The organism is Streptomyces sp. NPDC004539 (assembly GCF_040610055.1).
GTDB lineage: Bacteria > Actinomycetota > Actinomycetes > Streptomycetales > Streptomycetaceae > Streptomyces.
In genome coordinates this window covers 1-23,479 of sequence record NZ_JBEXLS010000006.1, presented here as the reverse complement: position 1 = coordinate 23,479, position 23,479 = coordinate 1, and the positions used below count along the sequence as shown (strand labels likewise).

Annotated in this window: 25 protein-coding genes and 1 pseudogene; 12 read left to right on the top strand and 14 right to left on the bottom strand. The window is 72.1% G+C overall.

Annotated elements, in window-relative coordinates:
• Positions 1 to 14: 14 nt before the first annotated feature.
• The 3 genes from ABZX85_RS14305 to ABZX85_RS14295 form a co-directional block, all read right to left on the bottom strand.
• Positions 15 to 317 (bottom strand): putative quinol monooxygenase, encoded by a 303-nt coding sequence (locus tag ABZX85_RS14305; RefSeq protein WP_355866799.1) that lies wholly within the window; start codon positions 315 to 317, stop codon positions 15 to 17.
• Complete coding sequence (locus ABZX85_RS14300; protein WP_355866796.1) at positions 314 to 1,384, bottom strand: Ldh family oxidoreductase; 1,071 nt, start codon at positions 1,382 to 1,384, stop codon at positions 314 to 316. The genes ABZX85_RS14305 and ABZX85_RS14300 overlap by 4 nt, the downstream gene beginning before the upstream one ends.
• 127 nt (positions 1,385 to 1,511) lie before the next feature.
• Complete coding sequence (locus ABZX85_RS14295) at positions 1,512 to 2,228, bottom strand: GntR family transcriptional regulator (RefSeq protein ID WP_355866793.1); 717 nt, start codon at positions 2,226 to 2,228, stop codon at positions 1,512 to 1,514.
• 133 nt (positions 2,229 to 2,361) lie between these two features.
• Here ABZX85_RS14295 and ABZX85_RS14290 point away from each other — a divergent pair, with 133 nt between their 5' ends.
• A complete protein-coding gene (locus tag ABZX85_RS14290) occupies positions 2,362 to 3,123 on the top strand; it encodes an SDR family oxidoreductase (RefSeq protein WP_355866790.1) in 762 nt (253 codons plus the stop codon).
• Between the two features lie 96 nt (positions 3,124 to 3,219).
• On the top strand, positions 3,220 to 4,125 hold the full coding sequence (locus tag ABZX85_RS14285) for a UTP--glucose-1-phosphate uridylyltransferase (RefSeq protein WP_355866787.1): 906 nt from the start codon (positions 3,220 to 3,222) through the stop codon (positions 4,123 to 4,125).
• A gap of 3 nt (positions 4,126 to 4,128) precedes the next feature.
• On the opposite strand, the gene ABZX85_RS14280 is transcribed toward ABZX85_RS14285, so the two are convergent.
• The 5 genes and pseudogenes from ABZX85_RS14280 to ABZX85_RS14260 form a co-directional block, all read right to left on the bottom strand.
• Positions 4,129 to 4,758: a nucleoside/nucleotide kinase family protein gene (locus ABZX85_RS14280; protein ID WP_355866784.1), complete on the bottom strand. Its 630-nt coding sequence runs from the start codon at positions 4,756 to 4,758 to the stop codon at positions 4,129 to 4,131.
• A 55-nt stretch (positions 4,759 to 4,813) separates the two neighbouring features.
• Positions 4,814 to 5,467 carry an alpha/beta hydrolase gene (locus tag ABZX85_RS14275; protein ID WP_355867897.1) on the bottom strand — a complete coding sequence of 218 codons (654 nt, stop codon included), beginning with the start codon at positions 5,465 to 5,467 and terminating at the stop codon, positions 4,814 to 4,816.
• Between the two features lie 57 nt (positions 5,468 to 5,524).
• Positions 5,525 to 5,728 (bottom strand): annotated as a pseudogene (locus ABZX85_RS14270) (alpha/beta fold hydrolase); the annotation flags it as partial.
• 76 nt (positions 5,729 to 5,804) lie between these two features.
• Positions 5,805 to 7,028, bottom strand: a complete 1,224-nt coding sequence (locus ABZX85_RS14265; protein ID WP_355867894.1) for an RNA-guided endonuclease TnpB family protein — start codon at positions 7,026 to 7,028, stop codon at positions 5,805 to 5,807.
• A gap of 23 nt (positions 7,029 to 7,051) precedes the next feature.
• Positions 7,052 to 7,429: a hypothetical protein gene (locus ABZX85_RS14260; RefSeq protein ID WP_355866781.1), complete on the bottom strand. Its 378-nt coding sequence runs from the start codon at positions 7,427 to 7,429 to the stop codon at positions 7,052 to 7,054.
• A gap of 178 nt (positions 7,430 to 7,607) precedes the next feature.
• Between ABZX85_RS14260 and ABZX85_RS14255 the strand changes: the two genes are divergently transcribed.
• A complete protein-coding gene (locus tag ABZX85_RS14255) occupies positions 7,608 to 8,207 on the top strand; it encodes a TetR/AcrR family transcriptional regulator (RefSeq protein ID WP_355866778.1) in 600 nt (199 codons plus the stop codon).
• 79 nt (positions 8,208 to 8,286) lie between these two features.
• Positions 8,287 to 9,021 carry a response regulator transcription factor gene (locus ABZX85_RS14250; protein WP_355866775.1) on the top strand — a complete coding sequence of 245 codons (735 nt, stop codon included), beginning with the start codon at positions 8,287 to 8,289 and terminating at the stop codon, positions 9,019 to 9,021.
• 32 nt (positions 9,022 to 9,053) lie between these two features.
• Here ABZX85_RS14250 and ABZX85_RS14245 read toward each other — a convergent pair whose 3' ends face one another.
• The gene (locus ABZX85_RS14245; RefSeq protein ID WP_355866772.1) at positions 9,054 to 9,746 is read right to left on the bottom strand and encodes a GNAT family N-acetyltransferase; all 693 of its coding nucleotides are present in this window, start codon (positions 9,744 to 9,746) and stop codon (positions 9,054 to 9,056) included.
• Positions 9,743 to 10,663: an NADP-dependent oxidoreductase gene (locus ABZX85_RS14240; protein WP_355866769.1), complete on the bottom strand. Its 921-nt coding sequence runs from the start codon at positions 10,661 to 10,663 to the stop codon at positions 9,743 to 9,745. The genes ABZX85_RS14245 and ABZX85_RS14240 overlap by 4 nt, the downstream gene beginning before the upstream one ends.
• 208 nt (positions 10,664 to 10,871) lie before the next feature.
• Here ABZX85_RS14240 and ABZX85_RS14235 point away from each other — a divergent pair, with 208 nt between their 5' ends.
• The 3 genes from ABZX85_RS14235 (at position 10,872) to ABZX85_RS14225 (ending at position 13,029) form a co-directional block, all read left to right on the top strand.
• Positions 10,872 to 11,477 (top strand): sulfite oxidase-like oxidoreductase, encoded by a 606-nt coding sequence (locus ABZX85_RS14235; RefSeq protein WP_355866766.1) that lies wholly within the window; start codon positions 10,872 to 10,874, stop codon positions 11,475 to 11,477.
• Complete coding sequence (locus ABZX85_RS14230) at positions 11,470 to 12,219, top strand: ferredoxin reductase (protein ID WP_355866763.1); 750 nt, start codon at positions 11,470 to 11,472, stop codon at positions 12,217 to 12,219. The genes ABZX85_RS14235 and ABZX85_RS14230 overlap by 8 nt, the downstream gene beginning before the upstream one ends.
• Before the next feature lie 123 nt (positions 12,220 to 12,342).
• Complete coding sequence (locus ABZX85_RS14225) at positions 12,343 to 13,029, top strand: response regulator transcription factor (RefSeq protein ID WP_355866760.1); 687 nt, start codon at positions 12,343 to 12,345, stop codon at positions 13,027 to 13,029.
• Positions 13,030 to 13,040: 11 nt separating this feature from the next.
• On the opposite strand, the gene ABZX85_RS14220 is transcribed toward ABZX85_RS14225, so the two are convergent.
• The 4 genes from ABZX85_RS14220 to ABZX85_RS14205 form a co-directional block, all read right to left on the bottom strand.
• Entirely contained in the window at positions 13,041 to 13,292 is a 252-nt protein-coding gene (locus ABZX85_RS14220) for a hypothetical protein (RefSeq protein ID WP_355866757.1), read from the bottom strand.
• Positions 13,289 to 13,633 carry a DUF1622 domain-containing protein gene (locus ABZX85_RS14215; protein ID WP_355866754.1) on the bottom strand — a complete coding sequence of 115 codons (345 nt, stop codon included), beginning with the start codon at positions 13,631 to 13,633 and terminating at the stop codon, positions 13,289 to 13,291. The genes ABZX85_RS14220 and ABZX85_RS14215 overlap by 4 nt, the downstream gene beginning before the upstream one ends.
• 29 nt (positions 13,634 to 13,662) lie before the next feature.
• On the bottom strand, positions 13,663 to 13,890 hold the full coding sequence (locus ABZX85_RS14210; protein ID WP_355866751.1) for a hexameric tyrosine-coordinated heme protein: 228 nt from the start codon (positions 13,888 to 13,890) through the stop codon (positions 13,663 to 13,665).
• A gap of 106 nt (positions 13,891 to 13,996) precedes the next feature.
• The gene (locus tag ABZX85_RS14205) at positions 13,997 to 16,237 is read right to left on the bottom strand and encodes a LuxR C-terminal-related transcriptional regulator (protein WP_355866748.1); all 2,241 of its coding nucleotides are present in this window, start codon (positions 16,235 to 16,237) and stop codon (positions 13,997 to 13,999) included.
• 134 nt (positions 16,238 to 16,371) lie between these two features.
• Here ABZX85_RS14205 and ABZX85_RS14200 point away from each other — a divergent pair, with 134 nt between their 5' ends.
• From ABZX85_RS14200 to ABZX85_RS14180, 5 genes are all read left to right on the top strand, one after another.
• A complete protein-coding gene (locus ABZX85_RS14200) occupies positions 16,372 to 17,388 on the top strand; it encodes a DUF4331 family protein (protein ID WP_355866745.1) in 1,017 nt (338 codons plus the stop codon).
• 165 nt (positions 17,389 to 17,553) lie between these two features.
• Entirely contained in the window at positions 17,554 to 19,056 is a 1,503-nt protein-coding gene (locus ABZX85_RS14195) for an MFS transporter (protein ID WP_355866742.1), read from the top strand.
• 170 nt (positions 19,057 to 19,226) lie between these two features.
• Positions 19,227 to 20,126, top strand: coding sequence for an NAD(P)-dependent oxidoreductase (locus ABZX85_RS14190; RefSeq protein WP_355866739.1), 900 nt, complete (start codon positions 19,227 to 19,229; stop codon positions 20,124 to 20,126).
• Entirely contained in the window at positions 20,123 to 21,586 is a 1,464-nt protein-coding gene (locus ABZX85_RS14185) for an aldehyde dehydrogenase family protein (RefSeq protein ID WP_355866736.1), read from the top strand. The genes ABZX85_RS14190 and ABZX85_RS14185 overlap by 4 nt, the downstream gene beginning before the upstream one ends.
• A 176-nt stretch (positions 21,587 to 21,762) precedes the next feature.
• A complete protein-coding gene (locus ABZX85_RS14180) occupies positions 21,763 to 23,259 on the top strand; it encodes an amino acid permease (RefSeq protein ID WP_355866733.1) in 1,497 nt (498 codons plus the stop codon).
• Positions 23,260 to 23,479: the final 220 nt, after the last annotated feature.

The following is a 23,479-nucleotide window of genomic DNA, read 5'->3' as shown; positions in this document are numbered from 1 at the left end:
CTCCGATCGAGAGGTCAGGAGTGGTGGAACAGGCGGCGGGAGAGGGTGTTGACCTGACTGCCGGGGACCACGTACTTCGCCACGGCCGCACGCCAGACCCTGAAGTGGGGAGCGGCACGGTGGGCCTCGACGGCGGCCTCGTCGTCGTAGATCTCGTGGAAGACGAAATGATGGTCGTCGGCGAGGTCGCAGACGACGTCGAAGAAGCGGCAGCCGGGCTCGTCGGTGAAAGAACGCTCGGCGTTCTCCTCGATGGCCTTGAGGAACTCCTCGCGGCAGCCGGGTACGACCCGGAGGGACACGGTCAGGGCGATCATGCGGGCGACTCCTGGGGAGTGACGGGAGCGGGCAGGGGTATGGAAGTGGCTTCGGCGATCCGGGCGAGGGCGGCCCAGGTGTCGTCGGCGAGCGTGATGCCCTCGGTGCGCAGCCGCTCGGCGGTGCGGATCTCCGGCTCACCGGGGACGAAGATCTCCGCCGTGCCCGGGGCGGCCGGGGTGGACCTGGTCTCCTCGACCAGCGCCTCCATCCGCCGCTCGAACTCGGCCGGGTCGGCCATCGAGGAGATGTCGACGCAGATCAGCAGGTGGCCGACGCCGCTGCGACCGGTGGCCTGATAGGGGCCGACGACCCCCGTGCCGAAGGCGCTGCCGGTCAGCACGCCGGCGAGCACGTCGAACATGAAGGAGATCGCGTAACCCTTGTGGCCGGCCATCGGCAGGATCAGGCCCTCGATCGCGCGCTGCGGGTCGGTCGTCGGCACACCCTCCGCGTCCGCCGCCCAGCCCTCGGGGATCGGCTCGCCGCGCTCCCTGGCGTGGTAGATCTTGCCGCGCGCGACGGCGGTGTTGGCGATGTCCATCACGACCGTGCCATACCGGCCGCCCGGCGCCGCGATCGACCACGGATTGGTGCCGATCCGCTTCTCCCGCCCGCCCCAAGGGGCCATCGCCGGGCTGGCGTTGGTGGCCAGCAGCGCCACACAGCCCTCTTCGGCGGCACGGCGGGTGAAGTACGCGGCGGTCCCGAAGTGACCGGAGTTACGGACCGCGACCGCGCTGATCCCGTGCCGGCGGGCGCGCTCCACACCCCAGCTCACCGCACGGTCGGTGAGCACCTGCCCGAGGCCGTCCCGGCCGTCAGCCACGAGCACCGCGCCGTTGTCCGTGACCACCAGCGGATCAGCGACGGCGGCCGTGGCCCCGCTCGCGAGCCGGTCGAGATACCAGGGCAGGCGCAGCATGCCGTGGGACGGATGCCCCCACAGCTCGGCGGTCACCAGGGTGTCGGCGAACAGACGGGCGTCCCCGGACGGAACGCCATGCGTTTCGGCGGTGGCCGCGGCGAACCCCAGCAGGTCGGCGGCGCCGACGGTGTACGGCATGAGACGGCACCCTCGTTCCGGGAGTCGGGTTGATGTATTCACTACTGTATACATCAAGGGGTGCGGGAAAGGCCATGAGTGGGAAGGGCCGGTCGGTCGGCGTGCGAAGCCCCGTCAGGGGCCCGCGTCAGATCACGGCATCCAGTTGGACGTCCACGCCGGGCATCGGCTCCTGGCTGGTCAGGCTGTCGATGAGGGCCTGGAGGGTCTGGGCCAGATGGTGCGAGCAAGCCGCCTCGGCCGCCCGGGTGTCCCCCTGGAGGATCGCCTTCAGCATCGCGCGGTGCTCCTCCAGCGAAGTCGCCATACGGCGCGGCCCGCTGTGCGAGAGGTGGCGCAGACGCACGGTCTGGCTGCGCAGGTCACGGATCGAACGAGCAAGGTAGGGGTTCCGGCAGGCGGCGATGACGGCCTGGTCGAACGCCTCCGTGATGTCGTAGAAGCCCTGGTAGGCGCCGGCCTGCCCGACGGCGTCCAGGGCGCGGAACGACTCGTCGAACTCCTCCAGCCGCTCGCGCAGTGCGCCGAAGGGGGTGAGGACCCGTGGGTCCGTCGCTCCGGACGCGGCCACCGAGGCGGCGGCTCCGGGCTCCAGCATCATGCGGAACTCGAACAGGGACCGCACTCCGCCGAGCGAGATCGCGGCGACCCGGGCCACCTCCCCCGGCACGAAGTCGACCAGCCCCTCCTGGGCCAGCCGCCGGATCGCCTCCCGTACGGGGGTCCGCGAAGCACCCAGCTCCTCGCCGATCTGGACCTCGCCCAGCTTGGCGCCCGGCCTCAGCCGCAGCGACTCGATGTCACCCTTCAACCGTTCGTAGACAGCTTCACTCTTGCCAGTCACCCGCGCCACGGAACTCCCTGCCCAGCCATCGGCGTACTCACCTGTATACAGCCTACGCACGGTGCCGACAGGGCTCAAACACCGCGACGGACGGCACCGCCCCCCGGCCCTCGGGAACGGTAGCTTGTCCGCCATGAGCGTGATCACCGAAGGACAGCGGACCACGGGCCGCCTCGCGGGCAAGGTCGTCGTCGTCACGGGCGCGGCCCGGGGTCAAGGGGCGGCTGAGGCGCGGGCGTTGGCGCGGGAGGGGGCGGTCGTGGTCGCCACGGACGTGCGCCCCGAGGGCGAGGGGTGCCGGCGGCTCGACATCAGCAGCGCGGACGACTGGGACGCGCTCGCCGCCGAGCTGCGGGAGACGTACGGCGCGGTCCACGGGCTCGTCAACAACGCGGGGATCATCGAGCGGCACCGCCTCGAAGACGTCAGCGCCGAGGACATGGAGCGGGTCCAGGCCGTCAACACCACCGGCCCCCTCCTCGGCATCCAGCGGCTCTCCCCGCTGATGCCGCCCGGCTCCTCCATCGTCAACATCGGCTCGGCGACCGCCCTCACCGGCTACTACCCCGTCGCCTACACGGCCAGCAAGTGGGCCCTGCGCGCGGTCTCGAAGATCGCGGCGACGGAGCTGGGGCCGAAGGGCATCCGCGTCAACTCCGTCCTCCCCGGCTACATCGAGACCGAGATGACCGCCCTCGCCTCCCAGGCGTTCCGCGACGCCACCATCGGCGAGACGCCCCTCGGCCGCAGCGGCACGGTCGACGACATCGCCCCTCTCGTGGTCTTCCTCCTCTCCGACGAGTCCTCGTTCATCACCGGCGCCGAGATCCCCGTCGACGGCGGCCTCACCGCCCACGGCGGCGTGAAGTCGATCTCGGACGCGCTCAAGGGGTGACCCCGCCCCCTCCCCCGCCACGTTGGTAGCGTCGTCCTGCCCGTGCCGCCACCGGCGCGGGCGTTCGTCCGTACGAGTCCGCATGAGAGAGAGCAGATGTCCTCCCCCACGATCCGCAGGGCCGTCATCCCCGCCGCAGGGCTCGGTTCGCGCCTGCTGCCCCTCACGAAGGCGATCCCGAAGGAGATGCTGCCGGTCGGCGACAAGCCGGTCATCGAGCACACGGTGCGCGAGCTGGTGGACTCCGGCATCACGGACATCACGATCGTCGTGTCCGGCGGGAAGTCCCTGATCCAGGACCACTTCCGGCCGAACCCGGCGCTGGTGGACCAGTTGCGGGCGGACGGCAAGACGGCGTACGCGGACGCGGTCGAGGAGGTCGCCGAGCTGGCCCGCCGGGGCCACATCACCTACCTGGACCAGCGCGGCCCGTACGGCAACGGCACCCCGGTGCTGAACGCGGCCCGCTCCTTCGGCGACGAACCGGTCCTCGTCCTGTGGCCGGACGACGTGTTCGTCGCGGAGGTGCCCCGCGCCCAGCAGCTGATCCGCGCGTACGAGGCGACGGGCTGCCCGGTCCTCGCCCTCCTCCCGATGGACCCCAAGGACTCGCAGCGCTACGGCGTGCCGCTCGTCAAGGAGGACCTCGGCGACGGCCAGCTCCGCATCACCGGCCTGGTCGAGAAGCCGAAGCCGACGGAGGCCCCGTCCTCCTACGCGGCGATCGGCGGCTACGTCATCACCCCCGGCATCGTCGACGAACTCCGCGAGCAGACCCGCCGCTGGCACGAGCACCGCACCGGCGAGATCTACCTGACGGACGCGATCAACGCGTACGCCGCGACCCGCGCGGTGTACGGCCAGGTGATCCAGGGCGAGTGGTACGACACCGGCAACCCGGCGGACTACCTGGTCGCCCAGATGGCACACGCCCTCTCGCACCCCGAGTACGGTCCCGTCCTGCGCGACCTGGTCCGCACCCTGGACCCCACCGCCGAATAGCCCTCAGGGCGCCGGGAGTTGACGGCCCGTCAGCACCAGGTCCGCCCTCTCCCGCGTCCCCGCCACGAGGTCGGCGTTGCGCTGGTCCGTGCCCAGCACCCACGCGACGGCGGCCTCGTGCGTCTTCCCGAACTCCTCGTGCCGGGCGACGAGTCGGCGCACCCGGTCCGTCTCGTCCGGCGCGCAGAACCACACCTCGTCCAGCTCCCCCCGCACCCGCGCCCACGAACCGGTGTCCAGCAGCAGGTAGTTGCCCTCCGTCACCACCAACCGGGCCTTCGGCGCAACAGGGATGACCCCGGCGATCGGCTGCTCCAGCACCCGTTCGAACCCGGGCGCGTACACCACTTCCCCCCTCTCCTCCCGCAACCGCCGCAGCAGCGCCGCGTACCCGCCCGCGTCGAACGTCTCCGGCGCCCCCTTGCGGTCCCGCAGCCCCAGCCGGTCGAGTTCGACGTCGGCGAGGTGGAAGCCGTCCATCGGGACGTGCGCGGCGAGGTCGCCGAGGTCCCGCACCAGGCGCTCGGCGAGGGTCGTCTTGCCCGCGCCGGGGCTGCCGGCGATTCCGAGGATCGCGCGGCGGCCGGGGCGGGCGAGGGCGGCGGCCCGGTGCAGGAGGTCGTCGTAGGTCATGGGACCAGTGTCGCGGGGCCGGTCCCGATTCCGTCCGGAACCGGCCCTCTTGTGCTCAGTAGGAGCGTGTGCCGATCAGGTCGGGCAGCGGGTTGACGAGTCCGGCGGACTGCCGCCGGGCGTCGGGTCCGGTGGGCCAGACGGCCGGGCAGTGGGTGCCGGGGCGGGGGGTCCTGAGGGTGAGGAGGTAGGTGTCGATGGCGCCGCGGGCGCAGGGGCTGAGCCAGTAGTCGCCGTGGCCGACGCCGTCGTAGGTCAGGAGGACGGCCTCCCTGCCTATCTGCCGTGCCGCGTTCGCGGCCCAGGCGTGCGGGGTGGCGGGGTCGTAGCGGCTGTTGGTGAGGAGGATCGGCGGGGTGCCGTCGACCTTGAGGGGGCGCGGCGGGTTGGTGACCTTCGTCGGCCAGTTCTGGCAGCCGGTCATCACCGTCCAGGCGAGCGGGCTGGACCGGGTGACGGGGGCGACCTCGGCGAGGCCCCGCTTCTCCTGGACGAGCGCGGCGTACGAGGGGACGCCGAAGGGGTAGTCCTGGCACATGACCGCCGGGACCGGGTAGGGCGCCGGGTCGCCGAAGGCGGCGGGCAGGCGGACGGGGTCGGCGCTCGGGTCGTCGATGTCGCCGAGGAGGTCGGCGAGGCTGTACCAGGACGCCGGGTCGTACAGGAAGCCGAAGACGGTCAACTGGACGTCCTGGGGCTTGAGTTTCAGCCCGCCCGGCAGTTCCAGCGTGCCGGCCTCGGCGCGCCGGTACAGGGAGTCGAACAGGGCACGGGCGTCCCGGCCGTGGAGCGCGCAGGCGGGGGTTCGGGCGCACCAGTCGGCGAACTGGCCGTAGACCTCCTCGACGGCGAGGGCCTCGGTGCGCTGGAACGCCGAACGGCCCAGGCTGTGGTCCATGTTGGAGTCGAGGGCGAGCGCGCGGACGCGCTGCGGGTGGCGGGCGGCGTACTGCTGGCCGATCGCCGTGCCGTAGGAAACGCCGTATTGACATGCTCCTCGTGTTGGAGGGTGAGGATTCTGGCCTTCCCCGCTGGTTGCCGTGCCGCTACACGGTGTGGTTTCCGGCGGAGAATCCGTGGCTTCCTGTTTCCTCGCGCTGTGCCGGGATCGCTCCCGGTCTTACCGGCGCTCCGCAGGCTGATGCCGCCAGTCCGGCGGCCGTCTTTACGTTGATCGCGGCGTTGTGGTCCCGGTCGTGGACGGTGCCGCAGGCGGTACAGGTCCATTCCCGGACGTTCAGTGGTTTGGGTCCGTCCTTGGCGCCGCAGGTGGAACAGGTCTGGGAGGTCGGCTCGAACCGGCCGATCCTGACCAGGGTGCGTCCGTATCTTTCCGCCTTGTACTCCAGCATGCTGATGAACGAGGACCATCCGGCGTCGTACACGGACTTGGCCAGCTTCGTGCGTGCGAGTCCAGCCACCAGCAGGTCCTCCACGGCGATTCCTTGGTTCTCGGAAATCAGCTTTGTGGAGAGCTGGTGGTGGAACTCGCGGCGTGCGTCCGCGACCTTGGCATGCGTACGGGCGACTTTCAGGCGGGCTTTGGCACGGTTCTTGCTTCCTTTCTGCTTACGGGACAACTCCCGCTGGGCCTTCTTCAGCTTCTTCTCCACGCGCCGCAGGAAGCGCGGGGAGTCGATTTTCGTACCGTCGGACAGGACCGCGAAGTGGGTCAGGCCGAGATCGATGCCGATGGTGCGGTCGGTCCTGGGTATCCGGGCAGCGTCGGCGGCGGGGTCGGTGTCGACGACGAAGGAGGCGAAGAACCTGCCGGCCGCGTCCTTGACGACGGTGACGGAGGTGGGGGTGGCAGGCAGGACGCGGGACCACTTCACCTTCACCGCGCCGATCTTCGGCAGGTCGAGCCGCCCACCCCCGGTGATCTTCCAGCGGGCGTTGGCCGTGAACCGGATCGACTGCCGCCTGTCCTTGCGGGACTTGAAGCGCGGCGGGCCCATCCTGGGCCCCTTGCGGGTGCCCTTGAGAGAGGCGAAAAAGTTACGGTACGCGGTCTCGGCATCCCGCAGGGACTGCTGGAGCACCACCGCGGAGACATCGCCCAGCCAGGACCGCTCCACGGTCCGCTTCGCCTCTGTGATCAGACGGGTGGACAGCTCCCCGGCCTTGGGGAACGGCCGCCCGGCCGCTCTGGCCTGCTCACGCACGCGCACCGCGTCGTTGAACACGACACGGGCGCACCCGAACGCCCTCGCCAGCGCTCTCTGCTGGCCGGGGTCCGGGTACAGCCTGAAGGAGTACCGGAGCTGCACGACCATCACGGTACATACGTGGGTCATGGACGAGATACGGAAGACCAGAACTGGTGGTCACTGTGTTTTCGTGATCCATGTCCGCCGGGGTTCACCAGGAGGGGGCCGATGCGGCGGGCGGGGTCGGTGGCGCGGTGCCGGTTGAGGGCAAGGGGGATCGTGGCGCCCTTCGGTTTCCTGTGGTCGACCGGCACCTTGAGGGTGGCGCACTCGAAGCCGCGGGTGCCGTCGGGCGCGGTACAGGGTTTCCAGGCGATCGTGCCGGGCGGGCGTGGCGCGGTCTGCGGGGCGGCGGCGGCCGTGCCTGTGAGGAGGCCGGCGAGGAGGGCTGCGGCGAGGGCGCCGACCGCCGTTCCACGCCGGGCTCTTGTCCGTCGGCTGTGCGATGACTGTGTCTGCATGCCGGTCATTGTTCGCACTCCGGCGGGGCGCAACAGGGCTTTCACGTCAATGGAGTTGACGGGCGGCGACCGCGACCCCGCCGGCCACGGAAGGTGACGGGGCTCACAAGCGAGACGCGCCCGTTCCGTTGGGGCCGGGACTAGCCTGGGCGCGTCGACGCCTGGGAGGAGAGGGTCCATGGCCGTCCGCCGCAGCCGCATCACCCCCCTGCGCGCCGCCCAGGTGTACGAGGCCGTCCTCGGCCTGCTCCGCGAGGTCGGGTACGAGGCGCTGACGATGGAGGCGGTCGCCGCCCGCACCCGCGCCGGGAAGGCGACGCTGTACCGGCAGTGGGGGAGCAAGCCCCGGCTGGTCGTCGCCGCGCTGAACCACCGCGAGCCGCTGAGGATCGCCGAGGTCGACACGGGCTCCCTGCACGGCGACCTGTACGAGATCGTCGACCGCGTCGGTGACGAGGCCCTGTCGCGCGGCCCCGTCCTGCACCTCGGGGTGGGCAGCGCGATCCTCGGCAACCCCGAACTGCGGCGCTCGCTGCGGGAGTCGATGCTGGAACCGGCGATGGCCGACGTCGCCCGGGTCCTGCGGCGTGCCGTGCGGCGCGGCGAGGTCCCCGGGGACTGTCCCGCGCTGGGCCTGGTCCCCGGGATGCTGTGCAGCGTCATCCTCGCCCGTCCGCTGCTCGGCGAGGAGCCGCTGACCGTCGCCGAGATGCGGCGCCACCTCGACGCGCTGGTGTTCCCGGCGCTCGGCCTGCGCCCCGCGTTAACCGGTCCCTGAGACTCGGCCCGCGTCGACCGGTCCCTGAGACTCCCCGACCCCCCACACAGCTCCGCCCGGAGTCACCAGGAGAAACGACATGCATGTGCTCCTCGTCGAGGACGACCCGGAGATCGCCGGCCCCCTCGCGCGCGGTCTCGCCCGTTACGGCCACGACGTGCGCTGGGTGAGCACCGGGCAGGACGCGCTGCTCGCCGAGGACGACCCGGAGATGGTCCTGCTCGACCTGGGCCTGCCGGACATGGACGGCCTGGACGTCTGCCGCCGCCTGCGGGAGCGCAGCGAGGTCTCCCTCATCATGATCAGCGCGCGCGGCTCGGAGACGGACAAGGTCGTCGGCCTCGAACTGGGCGCGGACGACTACATCGTGAAGCCGTTCACCGTGCGGGAGCTGATCGCCCGGATGCGGGCCGTGCAGCGCAGACGGCTGGCGCCGCCGCCCGCGCCGGCGCCGCTCCCCGGTGTCGTCATCGGTCTGCCGCGCGCCTCCCGGGGCCGGGACCGGTACGGCAGGCTCTCCGTCGACCGACTCGCCCACCGCACCTACCTCGACGAGACGGAGGTCCCCCTCAGCCCCAAGGAGTACGCGCTCCTCGTCTACCTGACCGACCGCCTCGACACCCTCGCGACCCGCGAGGACATCATGGAGGCGGTCTGGGACAGCAACTGGTTCGGCCCGACGAAGACGCTGGACACGCACGTCTACGGGCTGCGCCACAAGCTGGGGGACGCGGTGTGCATAGAGGCGGTGAGGGGGGTCGGCTTCCGGCTGTCGGTGAAGTCGCCCGCGGCGACGCGACAGCCGGCGTCGTAAGTCAGTCGGTAAGGCAGTCGTAGGACAGGGGGCTACCCCACGGCCACCGCCTCGGGCACCCGCGCCGCGAGGAACGCCGTACGCCGCCGCAGCCGGAAGCCCAGCGACTCGTACAGCCGGATCGCGTTGGTGTTGGAGGCCCCGGTGTGCAGGAACGGCACCTCGCCACGCTCCCTGATGCCGTGCGCCACGGCCAGTATCAGCCGGGTGCCGAGGCCCTGTCCCCGGTGGGCGGCGTCGGTGCACACCGCGCTGATCTCGGTGTGTCCCGGCGGGTGCAGCCGCTCCCCGGCCATGGCGACGAGCGCGCCTTCCCGCCGGATGCCGAGGTAGGTGCCCATCTCGATCGTCCTGGGCAGGAACGGTCCGGGCTGGGTGCGTGCCACCAGGTCGAGCATCTCGGGTACGTCGTCGGCCCCGAGGCGGACGGCCTCGGCGTCCGGTGCCGCGGCCAGGCCGTCGTCGACGAACTGGACGCCGTCGACCTGGAAGGTGATCTCCCAGCCCTCGGGGACGGGTCCCCGGTAGCCGGGCAGCGGCACCTCCTCCCCGGCGCCGGCGAGGGCGGCGAGGTCGGCCCAGTCCGCGGTGTCGGGGTCCTCGGGCAGGGCGAGCCAGGGCGACATGTCGACGGGGTAGCGCAGCACCCGCCCGCGCCGTTCGGCGAACCGGGCGTGCGGTCCGGTCAGGGAGTGCAGCGCCGGGTTGTCCAGGACGTGACTCACCGGGCTCCCTCGATCTCGATGACGACCTTGCCGCGCGCGTGGCCTTCCTCGACGGCCCGCAGCGCCTCGCCCGCCTGCTCCAGCGGGTAGCGCGAGGTGACGTGCGGGTCCAGGTCCCCGCGCAGGACCAGCTCCGCCACCGCCTCCAGCACGGCGGTGCTCCGGGCCCGGGTGACGCGCTCGCCGCCCAGCGCGGCGACGGCCTCCTCCGAGGCGCCGGCCGTGATCAGCCGGCCCGGCCCGCTCACGAGTCCGGCCGCCGCCTCCAGGACGTCGCCGCCGACGAGGTCGTACACCGCGTCGACGGGGGCCGGGACGCGGGCCGTCCAGTCGTCGCCGGACGCGACGTGCACGGCGCCGAGGGACTCGATGAACTCCTTCTTCGCGGCGCCGGCGACGCCGACGACCTTCAGGCCGAGGGCGTGGGCGATCTGGACGGCGGCCACGCCGACGCCGCCGCCCGCGCCGGTGATCAGGAGGGTCGACCCGGCGGGCAGGGCGAGCTGGTGGACGCCGTCGTAGGCGGTCGCGGCGGCGACGGGGAGGGTCGCGGCGTCGGCGTACGACAGGGCGGCGGGCTTGTGGGCGGCGATGGTCTGCGGGAGCAGGGTGTACTCGGCGTAGCCGCCGGTCAGGGCGGTGCCGAAGACCTCGTCGCCGACGGCGAAGGCGGTGACGCCCTCACCGACCTCGACGACCTCGCCGGCCGCCTCGCTGCCGAGGACCGCGGGGAAGGCACGCTCGCCGGTGTCGCCGGGGCGGCGGTAGCCGGAGCGCAGCTTCCAGTCGACGGGGTTCACGCCGGCCGCGCGGACGGCGATCAGCAGCTGTCCGGGGCCGGGGCTCGGGCGGTCGACGTCGACGAACGCCTGGGTCTCCGGGCCTCCGTAGCGGGTGAAGACGTATGCCTTGGACATGGCTCCCTCTCTCCGGCTCGCGTGTGCCGCGCATCCTGCCCGGCTGTGGCATCCATCACCAAGAACCCCAGGTGGGGTGGTATTCCCGGGCTCAGGGAGCGTTCATACGGACGTAATGATCGGCAGGTGGACGGCGCGGGTCGGGGCGGGGGCGTCCGCGTATCGTGGACGGCGCACGAACGTCTCCCCCAGACAGGCACCGTCCCTCATGAACGTCACCCGAGGTTTCGCCGGGCGCCCGCGCGTCCACAATCCGGGGCTGCCGCCCGGCCAGTACGACGCGGGCGACGACTGGCCCGTCCTGTCCGCCGAGGTCACGCCCGATCTCGCGCCCGCCGACTGGACGTTCCGGATCGACGGCCTGGTCGCCGAGGAGCGCACCTGGTCCTGGCAGGACGCGCACGCGCTGCCGGGTTCCGAGTACCGGGGCGACATCCACTGCGTGACGAGCTGGTCGAAGTTCGGTGTCCGCTTCGGCGGGATCTCCCTGGACACGTTCCTGGCGGCCGTCCGCCCGGACCCGGCCGCCACCCACGCGGTCGCCTGGTCCCACACCGGGTACACCACGAACCTGCCGCTCGCGGACCTGACCGGCGGGAAGGCGTGGATCGCGTTCTCGTACGACGGCCGGCCGCTCGCGCCGGAGCACGGCGGGCCGGCCCGGCTGCTGGTGCCGCACCTGTACTTCTGGAAGAGCGCGAAGTGGGTCGCGGGCATCAGGCTGCTGGACCACGACGAGCCGGGGTTCTGGGAGCAGAACGGCTATCACGCGCGGGGCAACCCGTGGGAGGAGCAGAGGTACTCCGGTGACTGAGACGTTCGCACCCGAGACCCGGTTCGCGGTGCCCGGCCGGATCGCCGTGTCCAACCGGGCGGCGGCCGTCTGGCAGACGGCGACGCTGACGGAGGTCCGCCGCGAGACGCCGTACGCGTCGACGTTCCGCTTCGCGGTCCCCGCCTGGACGGGCCATCTCCCCGGCCAGCATCTGATGCTCCGGCTCACCGCCGACGACGGCTACACCGCGCAGCGCCACTACTCGATCGCCTCCGCGCCGGACACCTCCGGGCACATCGAGCTGACCCTCGACCACGTCGAGGACGGCGAGGTCTCGGGCTGGTTCCACACGGTCGCGAAACCCGGTGACGAGGTCGAGGTGCGCGGCCCGCTCTCCGGTTTCTTCGCCTGGCCCGGCGACCGCCCCGCGCTGCTGATCGGCGCGGGCTCCGGGGTCGTCCCGCTGATGTCGATGCTCCGCCACCACCGGGCGCACCGGCTGGACGTCCCGCTGCGGCTGCTGGTGTCCGCGCGCGGCCCCGAGGAGCTGATCTACGCGCGGGAGTACGGTCCGGAGACGACCCCCGTGTTCACCCGGCGCGCGCCCGAGGGGGTACGGGTCGGGCGGCTCGACGCGGAGCACCTGGCGCCGGTGTTCGCCGAGTCGGACGACTGGGAGGCGTACGTGTGCGGCTCCAACGCGTTCGCCGAGCACGCGTCGCGGCTGCTGGTGGCGGCGGGTCAGCCGGTGGACCGGATTCGGATCGAGCGGTACGGCTGAGCCGTACGTCGTTTCTTGCGGCAACCTGTGATGTGACCGCAGATCCACTGACACACAGGGCTGGTGTCCTTCGGGAGGCCCGGGGGAACCCCTCCCGGGTTGATGCCCGTCGGTGGAGGACCCGTGCGCGTACTGCTCGTCGAGGACGACCGGCCCGTGGCCGACGCCCTGAGCCTGGGCCTGACCCGGCACGGCTACGACGTCACCTGGACGGCCACCGGGCGCGCGGCGCTCGCGGCCCCCGAGCCGGACATGGTCCTGCTGGACCTGGGGCTCCCGGACATCGACGGCCTGGACGTGTGCCGGGAGCTGCGGGCCCGCGGTGACGTCCCGCTGATCATCGTCAGCGGACGCGACAGCGAGACGGAGAGGGTCGTCGGCCTCGAACTCGGCGCCGACGACTACCTCGTCAAACCGGTCCTTCTGCGGGAGCTCGTCGCCCGTATGCGTGCCGTGCACCGCCGCCAGCACAGTGTCCCCACGACCGGGCCGGCCAGGGAACTCGACGTGTACGGCCGCCTCTCCGTGGACCGTCCGGCCCGCCGTGTGTACCTCGCCGGAACTGAAGTCCCGTTGCGCCCCAAGGAGTTCACCCTCCTCGTCTTCCTCACGGACCGGCTGGACACGGTCGTCACCCGTGAGGCGATCATGGACGCGGTGTGGGACAGCAACTGGTACGGCTCGACGAAGACCCTCGACACCCACGTCACCGTCCTGCGCCGCAAGCTGTTCGGCGCGCTGCGGATCGAGTCCGTGCGGGGTGTGGGTTTCCGGGCGGTCGTCGAGCGGGCGGCGGCGGGGGTGTCGTAGCGGGCGTCCGCTCAGGTGCGGCGGGCGTCCGACGCGCGCAGGCCCGCGTTGACGAGCATCCGGACGGCGACGGTCGCGGCGGCGGTCGCCAGGGACGTCCAGGAGGGTGCGGCGGCGAGGCGGACGAGGCCCGCCGCCAGGAGGAAGTCCGTCAGCAGGGCGACAGTCGGGCGGACACGGCGCAGGGTGACAGCGACGCGGGCGGCCGACAGCAGGCCCAGGAGGGTGATCAGGAGGGCGAGTTGGCGCAGCGCCTCCGTCATGACGGGCCGCCTTCCTTCGCCAGCTCCTTCTCGATCTCCTTGCCCAGGAAATGGTTCAGGGCGGTACGGATGGCGGCGATCGCGGCGAGCTGCCCGATCTCGGTGAACGTCGGCGCGACCGCCGTCCGCAGGATGTCCCCCGCGAGCTGGAACTCCAGCCCCAGCGTCAGGAACCGCCCCATCGACAGCCGGACCCGGTCGAACCCCCCGCCGCGCAGGAGGCGCAGGAACGCCCACAGCGCGCCGGCGAAGATGACCAGCGCACCGGCGAACTCCACGAGGTGCACCATCGTGTCGACGACGTCCTTCAGCGCCGACTCGGGCAGCAGGTAGCCGTCCACGCTCCGCCCCTCTCTCCTCGTCTCGGCGGTCAGCGCCAGTAGTCGTTGGCGGCGGCGACGGTGGCGAACTCGACGGCGACGACGTGTCCGATCGCGATCAGCGCGTGCGGGTCCTCGGCGTACACCGGCCGCAGCCTGCCGCGCACCGCGTCGTCGGGCTGGGTCGCCTTGATCACCAGGCGTGCCATCTTGAGGGCGAGCGCGCGCCCTTCCTCGGGGGTGGCGGTGATCAGGGTGTTGTCGGGCACCAGGGCCATGGGTTCCTCCGTCGTGTGCGGGTGGCGCGGCGCCGGTCGGACGCCGTGTCACGAGCCTCGCGCGGGGGTGGTGTCCGGGTCGTGAGTGGTTCTGCTCAACGGGTACCTACTTCGCGGCCCACCAGGCGGCGATCTGGGCGCGGGAGGTGAACCGGAGCTTGGTGAGGATGCGGGTGACGTGGTTGTCGACGGTGCGCGGGGACAGGACCAGTTCGGCGGCGATCCGGCGGTTGGTCATGCCGGTGGCGACGAGGGCGGCGATCTGTTCCTCGCGGTGGGTGAGTCCGGCGCCGTCGCCGTGCGGGAGGGCCGGGGTGTGCGGGGTGCCGGGGTCGTCGAGGGCGTGGGCGACGGCCGCGTCGGGGCCGTGGACGGCCGCGCCGGCGGCGAGTGCCCGGTCGTAGGCGGCGGGGGTGAGGGCCGCGCGGATCGGGCGGTCGTCGGCGGTGGTGGTGACGCCGGCGTCCTTGCGCAGGCCGCGGGCGGTGCCCAGGAGGCGTGCGGCGCGTTCGGGGTCGCCCTCGGACGCGGTGATCAGGGCGAGCTGTTCGAGCATGTCCGCGACGCCGATGCCGTCGCTGAAGCCGCGCAGCATGTCGAGGGCGGCCACCGTCCGGAGTCTGGCCTCGGCCGGTTCGCCCCGGTCCCAGGCGTGCCGTCCCAGGACCATGAGGAGGCGGGCGCGGGCCCAGCGCTCGCCGTGTTCCTCGGCGTCGGCGAGCGCCCGTGCGCTGGTCTCGGCGGCGTCCGGGTGGCCGTCGAGGGTCTGGGCGATGCCGAGGCCGCAGCGCCAGCCGATCTCGCCGTGGCGGTCGCCGAGGGCGATGTGGTCGGCGACGGCCTGGGCGAAGCGGGTGACGGCCTCGGCGGTGCGTCCTTCGCGCAGGGCGAGGGCGGCGCGGTGTCCGCCGACGGCGGCCAGGACCGTCTGGTCGCCGAGCGCGGCGGCGAGTTCCCCGGCCTCGTCGAGGTGGCGGCGGGCCGCCGTGAGGTCGTGCTGGGTGTAGGCGACGTGGGTGGCGACCAGGAGGGCCCGCGCGCGGGCGGCGGTGGGTTCGGGGGCGGCGGTCAGGGCGCGTTCCAGGTAGCGGCGGCCCTCGCTGAGGCAGCCGCCGGCGAGCCAGTGGTAGGCCAGCGCGGCGGGGAGGGCCAGCGCGGCCTGCCCGTCGGCTCCGGGGTCCGTCCGCTGGTACTCCAGGGCGGCCATCAGGTTGCCGTGGTCGGCGTGCAGCCGGGCCAGCGTCTCGGCCTGCGCGGGTCCCGACCAGTCGCGGTGGCAGCGTTCGGCGAGGGCGAGGAAGTGGTCGCGGTGCCGGCTGCGTACGCGGCCGTCGTCGCCGTCGGCCGTGAGGTGCTCGGCGCCGTACTGGCGGATGGTCTCCAGCAGCCGGTAGCGGGGCCGGCGTTCGGTGCCGGCGAGTTCGACGAGGGACTGGGTGACGAGGCGGTCGAGGACGTCCATGACCTCGGCCGCCGCAAGGCCCTCACCTGCGCAGACGTCCTCGGCCGCCGCCAGCGTGAAGCTGCCGGCGAAGACCGTCAGGCGGCTCCACAGGACACGTTCGGCGGGGCCGCACAGCTCCCAGCTCCAGTCGACGGCCGCGCGCAGGGTCCGCTGGTGGGGGCGGGCGGCGCGGCTGCCGGCCGTGAGCAGCGCGAAGCGGTCCGCGAGCCGTTCGACGACCGGTTCCACGCCGAGGGTGCGCAGCCGGGAGGCGGCGAGTTCGATGGCGAGCGGGAGGCCGTCGAGGTCGGCGCAGAGCCGCTGGACGGCCTGCCGGTTGTCGTCGGTGACGGTGAAGCCGGGGCGGACGGCCGCCGCGCGCTGGGCGAGGAGTTCGGCCGCGTCGTCCGGCGGGAGCGGGGCGACGTTGACGACGTGTTCGCCGGTCAGGCGGAGGGTCTCGCGGCTCGTGGCGAGGATGCGCACCTCGGGGGCGGCGGACAGGAGGCGCTGGGCGAGCTGCGCGCAGGCGTCGACGAGGTGTTCGCAGTTGTCCAGCACCATCAGCAGCCGACGGTCCGACAGGTGTGCGGCGAGCAGGTCGGCGACCGGCCGGGTGCCCTGGTCGGCGACACCGAGCGTGACGGCCGCCGCCTCGACGACGAGGTCCGGTTCGCGTACGGGGGTGAGGTCGACGAGCCACACCCCGCCGGGGAAGGCGCGCGCGGACGCGGAGGCGGCCTCCAGCGCGAGCCGTGTCTTGCCGACGCCGCCCGCGCCGGCCAGCGTCACCAGACGGGCGGCGCCGAGCAGGCGGCGCACCTCGGCCATCTCCTGCCGCCGGCCCACGAAGCTGGTGAAAGCGGCCGGGAGAGCACCCGCCGCGCGCGTCACGCTGGTCACGCCGAAACCCTCTCACGGCTCCTGACGCCGCCGCCCGCGCGTAGGTACCTGTTGAGCAGAACTGCTCACGACACGGCCCGCTCCCCTGGCATTGACTCAGGGCATCCGCCCCGTACGCATCAGTGGAGGCCCCCATGTCGCACCACCTCGACTCCCCCGCCGCCCGTCAGGACGTCCGCCTGGACATCACCGACTTCTACGTGTTCCGAGGTGAGCGGGGCACGGTGTTCGTCCTGAACACCAACAACTCGATCTCCGGCCCCGAGGCGCCTCGGGGCTTCCACGACGAGGCCCGTTACGAGGTCCGGGTCGACACGGACGGTGACGCGCGCGAGGACCTGACGTACCGGTTCACGTTCGGGGCGCCGTTCCCGGACGGGGCGCAGTCCTGGGCGCTGCACCGGGTGACCGAGGGCGAGGGCGCCGTCGAGATCGCCGCCGGTGTCACCGGCGCGGAGGCGGCCGGGAGCGCCGGTGAGCGGGTGTGGGCGGGGCGGGCCGGGGACCCGTTCTGGATCGACCACGACGTCCTGGCGGCGGTCGGGGAGGCGTTCGGGCACGGGGAGCGGGTGGACCTGTCCGGCTGGGACCGCGCGCGGGCGTCCAACGTGTTCGCCGGCCGGTCGGTGAACTCGCTCGTCCTGGAGGTGCCCGACGAGGAGCTGCTGCGCCTGACCGGCGGCGTCCGGGCCGTCGGCGCCTGGGCGGTGAGCGTCCTGGCCACCGACGCGGGCGGCTGGCGGCAGATCCAGCGCGCCGGGCACCCCATGTTCCACCCCGTCTTCAGCCAGCACGACCCCGACCTCGGCGACCGCTACAACGCCTCCCGCCCCGACCAGGACGCGGAGCTGTACGCCGGCCTGGTCGCCGACCGGGTGGCCGCGGTGGTCGCCGCGTACGGCACGACGGAGAACGCGTACGCGTACGGGGAGTCGGTCGCCGCGTTCTACTTCCCGGACGTCCTGCCCTACCGCGTCGGCACCCCCGCCGGGTACGGCTTCGCGGGGCGCAACGGGCGCACGCTCACGGACGACGTCGTGAGCGTGATGTTCAGCGTCGTGACGAACAGGCCGTTCGACGTCGGGGTGACGAGGGAGAGTGTGACGGCGCCGCCGAGCGGGGTGTTCCCGTACGTGGCTCCGGCGCGCTGAGGGTCGTGGTGTCCGGGGAGCTGAGGGTCGTGTGTCCGGGGAGGGGCAGGGGCTCTGACGTCCGTCAGATTAATACTTGACACCTGTCAGACGCGAGCTAATCTGACAGGTGTCAGCCAGGCGGTTCCGTGTCCTGCCTGTGCCCTCCTCATCCAGGAGTCCCCCATGCCCCAGACAACCGGCACCACCGACGCCGAGGTCGTCGCGATCCGGTCCGCCGCGCCACCGCACCGGCACCGCTGGTGGGTGCTCGCCGTGATCGGTGTCGCCCAGCTCATGGTCGTGCTGGACGCGACGATCGTGAACATCGCGCTGCCGTCCGCGCAGCGGGACCTCGGCTTCTCCGACGGCGACCGGCAGTGGATCGTCACCGCGTACGCGCTCGCCTTCGGCAGCCTGCTGCTCCTCGGCGGACGGATCGCCGACCTCTTCGGCCGCAAGATGACCTTCCTGGTGGGCCTCGTCGGCTTCGCGGGCGCCTCCGCCGTGGGCGGCGCCGCCCAGAACTTCGAGATGCTCGTCGGCGCCCGCGCCGTCCAGGGCCTGTTCGGCGCACTCCTCGCACCGGCCGCGCTCTCCCTCCTGACGACGACGTTCACCGACGCCAAGGAGCGCGCGAAGGCGTTCGGCGTGTACGGCGCCATCGCGGGCGCGGGCGGCGCCGTCGGCCTGCTGCTCGGCGGTCTGCTCACCGAGTACCTCGACTGGCGCTGGACCCTCTACGTCAACCTCGCCTTCGCCGCGGTCGCCTTCGCCGGCGGCGCCCTGCTGCTGACGCGGACCACCCGCGACAAGGACGCGCGGATCGACGTACCCGGCGCGATCCTGGTCGGCGGCGGACTGTTCTGCCTGGTCTACGGATTCTCCAACGCCGAGTCCCACGACTGGACCTCGCCCGCGACCTGGGGCCTGCTGGTCGTCGGAGCCGTCCTGCTCGCCGCGTTCACCTGGTGGCAGACCCGAGCGAGGAATCCGCTGCTCCCCCTGCGCGTCCTGCTCGACCGCAACCGGGGCGCGTCCTTCCTGTCCGTGCTGATCATCGGCGCCGGGATGTTCGGGGTCTTCCTCTTCCTGACCTACTACCTCCAGCAGTCCCTGGGCTACTCCCCCGTCGAGACCGGCCTCGCCTTCCTCCCGATGATCGCCGGACTGATGCTGGCCTCCACCCTCGCGACCACCGTCCTCGTCCCCCGCATCGGCCCCAAGCCGGTCGTCCCGCTCGGCATGGGCATCTCCGCCGCCGCCCTCGTCTGGTTCACCAACCTCGACCTGACCAGCGCCTACGCCACCGACATCCTGCCCCCGCTCGTCATCGGCGGACTCGGCTTCGGCCTCATCATGGCCCCCGCGATGGCCCTGGCCACCGACGGGGTCCGCGCCGAGGACGCGGGCGTCGCCTCCGCCGCCGTCAACACCATGCAGCAGATCGGCGGCTCCCTCGGCACCGCCCTCCTCAACACCCTCGCGACCAGCGCCGTCACCAGCTACCTCGACGGCCGCGACCCGAAGGACCCGATGGTCCTTGCGCAGGCCGGTCTGGAGGGGTACTCCACCGCCTACTGGTGGTCGGCGGCCTTCTTCGTCGCGGGGCTCGTCATCAGCGCGGTCCTGTACCGGCGGGGCGCTCCTGTCCACGACCCCGACGCCGCACCCGCCGTCCACATGTGAGGGTCCCCGGCCGCGCTTTCGACAAATGTCGAGCGCGCGGCCGGAGAACTCCCTGCATCGGTCGGTGGTGACCGGTTTCAGCTGGACCGTACCGTCTGCGCACCGTCGGATTCCCGCCCCTGCCGCCGACCGCGGTGAAGGCCGGGAACCTGCTGAGATCGGAGCTGTGGATGAGTACAACAGTTACCTTTGTGGGGCTGGGCAACATCGGGGGGCGGGTCGTCGCCCACCTGGTGAAGGCCGGTCACGACGTCGCGGTGTTCGACCTGAGCCGTGCCGCCGTCGACGCCGCGGTGGAAGCGGGGGCGCGGCCGGCGGAGTCCGCCGCCCAGGCCGTCGAGGGCGCCGCAGCGGTCTTCCTGAGCCTGCCCACGCCGACGATCGTGGAGTCGGTGGTCGCCGAGATCCTGCCCCGTGCCGCGAGGGGCACGGTGATCGTGGACCACAGCACGATCGACCCGGACACCTGCCGCCGTCTCGCCGCGACGACGGCGGCGGAAGGGGTGAGTTTCCTGGACGCGCCGGTCAGCGGCGGTGTGCAGGGCGCCGAGGCCGGGACCCTCGCGGTCATGGTGGGTGGTGACGAGGCCGCCCTGGAGCGGGTGCGCCCGCTGGTGGAGACGTACGCGGGCAGTGTCGTGCGGGTCGGGGACAGCGGCAGCGGTCAGGTCGTCAAGCTGGCCAACAACCTGATCACGGCGATCAACATCGCGGCGCTGGGCGAGGCACTCACCACGACCGTGCGCCAGGGCGTGGACCTGGACACCGCGGTGAGCGTGCTGACCAAGAGCTCCGCCAACAGCAACGTCCTCTCCAACTACTTCCCGCGCACGCTGTTCACCGCCGAGCGGCCGACGGGTTTCGCGCTGGACTTCATGCACAAGGACCTGGGCCTGTTCCTGGCCTCGGCCGCGTCGGGCCCGGTGCCGCTGCCGCTGTCGAACGCGGTCCGCGACCTGTTCTCCATCGGCCGCCGGCTGGGGCGCGGCGGCAAGGACTTCACCAGCGTCGTCGAGTTCTACGAGGATTTCGCGGGCGTCCGTCTTCAGACCGAGGAGGGCGGCAAGTGAGCGGCACCGGTGTCGAGAGGTCCGTCGTCCACCAGTTGGTCGGCGGGGTGTGGGGGCCCGCGGACTCCGGCGAGTGGATCGAGGTGGAGAACCCCGGCCGGCGCGAGGTCATCGGCCGTGTGCCGGCGTCCGGTGCCTCGGACGTGGACCGCGCGGTGGCCGCCGCCAAGGAGGCGTTCCCCGCCTGGCGCGCACGGCCCTCCCGCGAGCGCGGCGCCCTGCTGATCAAGCTGGGCGACAAGGTCGCGGAGCACCAGGAGGAACTGGCGCGGATCATCGCCTCCGAGACGGGCAACGCCCTGCGCACACAGGCCCGTGGGGAGGCGGCCTCGGCGGTGGACATCTTCCGCTACTACGGGCAGGTCGCCTCGGAACAGAAGGGCGAGACGCTCCCGCTGGGCGACGGCCTGCTGTCCTACACGGTGCGTGAACCGCTGGGCGTGGTCGGTGGGATCGTGCCGTGGAACGCTCCGGTGCAGTTGTCCGCGCTGAAGATCGCCATGGCGCTGTCGACGGGCAACACGCTGGTGCTGAAGACGGCGGAACTCGCCCCGCTGGGGGTGCTGCGGCTGGCGCAGTGGGCGGCGGAGATCCTGCCCGACGGCGTACTGAACGTGCTGTCCGGCTCGGGAGCGGTGGCGGGCGCGCGGATCGCCTCGCACCCGGACATCGCGAAGCTGACCTTCACCGGGTCCACCGGGGTCGGGCGCGGCATCCTGGCCGCCGCCGCGGACCGGATCGTGCCGGTCACCCTGGAGCTGGGCGGGAAGTCACCGGTCATCGTCTTCCCCGACTCCGACGACGACGCCACGGTCGACGGCGTGATCATGGGCATGCGGTTCACCCGTCAGGGCCAGTCGTGCACCGCCGGTTCGCGCCTGTACCTGCACGAGGACATCTTCGACTCGTTCCTGGAGAAGCTGACCGCGAAGCTCGCCGAGCTGAAGATCGGTGACCCGCTGGACGAGGACAGCGACATCGGCGCGATCGTCAGCGAGGCCCAGTACGACAAGGTCTGCCGCTACATCCGGTCCGGCCTCGACAAGGGCGGCAAGCTGGTCACCGGCGGTGTGCACAAGCCGGTCGACCGGGACGGCTACTACGTCGCGCCGACCGTCATCAGCGGTGTCGACGCGGACTGGGAGATCACCCGCGAGGAGGTCTTCGGACCGGTCCTGGTCGTCATCCCCTGGCGCGACGAGGACGAGGCGGTGGCGTCGGCGAACGACTCCTCGTACGGGCTGGCCGGGTACGTGTGGTCGAAGGACATCGGCCGGGCGCTGCGGACGGCCAACCGGCTCCAGGCCGGCTGGATTCAGATCAACCGGGGCGGCGGGCAGATCCCCGGCATGGCCTACGGCGGGATCAAGCAGTCGGGTCTGGGCCGTGAGTACTCCGTGAACGGCGCGCTGGAGAGCTTCACCCAGCACAAGAGCTTCACCATCGCCTACCCGGCCTGATCCGCCCCGGCCCGTTCGGCCGGTTCCCCACCCGCGCACCTCGCGCACCCGCGTCACGCACGACGTCCGACAGGCGTCGCCCGAGCCCGGACCCGCACCGGCCTGTTGTTCTCCCCACCCCGCTCCGGCGGCGCCTGTCAGCGCGACGGCTCCGCCGTACCCGAAGGAGACCCTCCATGGGTACCAGCACTCCACCGCCACCGGTCCACGGTGTCGAACTCACCGACGACGGGCTCGCGCAGAGTCTGAACAAGCGTCATATCAGGATGATCGCCGTGGGCGGCGCGATCGGCGTCGGCCTGTTCCTCGGGGCCGGCGGTGGCATCGCCAAGGCCGGTCCCGCGCTGATCGGCGTCTACGCGATCACCGGCGTCTTCATCTACATCATCATGCGAGCCCTGGGCGAGCTGCTGATCTACCGTCCGGTCAGCGGCAGTTTCGCCGAGTACGCCCGCGAGTTCATGGGTCCGGCCTACGGCTTCATCACGGGCTGGGGCTACTGGACGACGTGGACGGTGATCGGCATGGCCGAGATCACCGCGGCGGGCATCTACGTGCATTTCTGGTTCCCCTCCGTCCCGCAGTACGTCACCGCGTTCGTCGTCCTGGTGGCGCTGGTGCTGCTGAACCTGCTGAAGGTGGGGGCCTTCGGCGAGGCGGAGTTCTGGTTCGCGTCCATCAAGGTCGTCGCGATTCTGGGCCTGATCGTCGGCGGAACCCTCGTCGCGGTGTTCGGCATCGGAGACGCCGGTGCCGCCAGCAGCTTCGCCCACCTGTGGAACCACGGAGGCGCCGCCCCGCACGGCTGGCTGGCGGTCCTACTGGCCTTCCAGATCGTCGTCTTCTCCTACCAGGGCGTCGAGCTGATCGGCATGACCGCCGCGGAGACGAAGAACCGCGACACCGTCCTGCCCAAGGCCATCAACTCCATCCCCTGGCGGGTGGGCATCTTCTACGTGGGCTCGCTGCTGGTCCTGCTCACCCTGTTCCCGTGGACGGAGTTCAACGCGGGCGAGAGCCCGTTCGTGAAGGCCCTCACGCACATCGGTCTGCCGGCCGCGGGCAGCGTCATGAACTTCGTCGTCCTCACCTCCGCCCTGTCCTCGTGCAGTTCCGGTCTCTTCAGCAACGGGCGTCTCCTCAAACGGCTGGCGGCGGACGGGGTCGCCCCGGCGCGGTTCGCCACCCTCAACAAGGGCCATGTGCCCGGGGCGGCGATCCTGGCCTCCGGCGCCGCCATGATGCTCGGTGTCCTGGTCAACGCGCTCGTGCCCGACCAGGCGTTCGTCTACATCTCCTCCGTCGCCACCCTGGGCGCCATCTGGAGCTGGCTGGTCATCATCGTCTGCCACATGATCTACCGGCGCCGGGTGGCCCGCGGCGAGGTCCACGAGAGCTGGTTCAAGCTGCCCTTCGCCACTCCGCTGAGCTGGCTCGTGATCGCCTTCCTGGCCTTCGTCACCGTGATCCTCGGCTTCGACCCCGACAACCGGATCGCGCTGTACGCGCTGCCCGTGTGGGCCGCCGCCCTGATCGGCGGCTACCTGTACGCCAGGCCGAGGATCGCCGCCCGGGAGGCAGCCGCGGCGAGACGCGTGTCCGGGTCGGTCACCGGCCCGCCGGCCGTCGCCGCCGTGGCGGGCGAGGAGACGCCGGCCCGCCCCGCCGACTGACGGCCACCCGGCCGCTGTCGTCCGGACGGCCGGGCGCACGGACCTTCTGCCGGTCCTTCTCCCGATCCACGGTCCGTCGGCCGGTCCTTCTCCCGGCCCCACAGTCAGGCGGGCTGCCGAACCACGGCGGCAGCCCCCCCCCCCCCCCCCCCCCCCTGCCCAACACGCCCCGCGCCTAAAAAAAAAACACCCAACCCCCCCCACAACCCAACAACACCGC

Coding starts and splice junctions, on each gene's coding strand:
- ABZX85_RS14305 (WP_355866799.1), bottom strand. CDS start 317: ATGATCGCCCTGACCGTGTCCCTCCGGGTCGTACCCGGCTGCCGCGAG.
- ABZX85_RS14300 (WP_355866796.1), bottom strand. CDS start 1,384: ATGCCGTACACCGTCGGCGCCGCCGACCTGCTGGGGTTCGCCGCGGCC.
- ABZX85_RS14290 (WP_355866790.1), top strand. CDS start 2,362: ATGAGCGTGATCACCGAAGGACAGCGGACCACGGGCCGCCTCGCGGGC.
- ABZX85_RS14285 (WP_355866787.1), top strand. CDS start 3,220: ATGTCCTCCCCCACGATCCGCAGGGCCGTCATCCCCGCCGCAGGGCTC.
- ABZX85_RS14280 (WP_355866784.1), bottom strand. CDS start 4,758: ATGACCTACGACGACCTCCTGCACCGGGCCGCCGCCCTCGCCCGCCCC.
- ABZX85_RS14260 (WP_355866781.1), bottom strand. CDS start 7,429: ATGCAGACACAGTCATCGCACAGCCGACGGACAAGAGCCCGGCGTGGA.
- ABZX85_RS14255 (WP_355866778.1), top strand. CDS start 7,608: ATGGCCGTCCGCCGCAGCCGCATCACCCCCCTGCGCGCCGCCCAGGTG.
- ABZX85_RS14250 (WP_355866775.1), top strand. CDS start 8,287: ATGCATGTGCTCCTCGTCGAGGACGACCCGGAGATCGCCGGCCCCCTC.
- ABZX85_RS14240 (WP_355866769.1), bottom strand. CDS start 10,663: ATGTCCAAGGCATACGTCTTCACCCGCTACGGAGGCCCGGAGACCCAG.
- ABZX85_RS14235 (WP_355866766.1), top strand. CDS start 10,872: ATGAACGTCACCCGAGGTTTCGCCGGGCGCCCGCGCGTCCACAATCCG.
- ABZX85_RS14220 (WP_355866757.1), bottom strand. CDS start 13,292: ATGACGGAGGCGCTGCGCCAACTCGCCCTCCTGATCACCCTCCTGGGC.
- ABZX85_RS14210 (WP_355866751.1), bottom strand. CDS start 13,890: ATGGCCCTGGTGCCCGACAACACCCTGATCACCGCCACCCCCGAGGAA.
- ABZX85_RS14200 (WP_355866745.1), top strand. CDS start 16,372: ATGTCGCACCACCTCGACTCCCCCGCCGCCCGTCAGGACGTCCGCCTG.
- ABZX85_RS14195 (WP_355866742.1), top strand. CDS start 17,554: ATGCCCCAGACAACCGGCACCACCGACGCCGAGGTCGTCGCGATCCGG.
- ABZX85_RS14190 (WP_355866739.1), top strand. CDS start 19,227: ATGAGTACAACAGTTACCTTTGTGGGGCTGGGCAACATCGGGGGGCGG.
- ABZX85_RS14180 (WP_355866733.1), top strand. CDS start 21,763: ATGGGTACCAGCACTCCACCGCCACCGGTCCACGGTGTCGAACTCACC.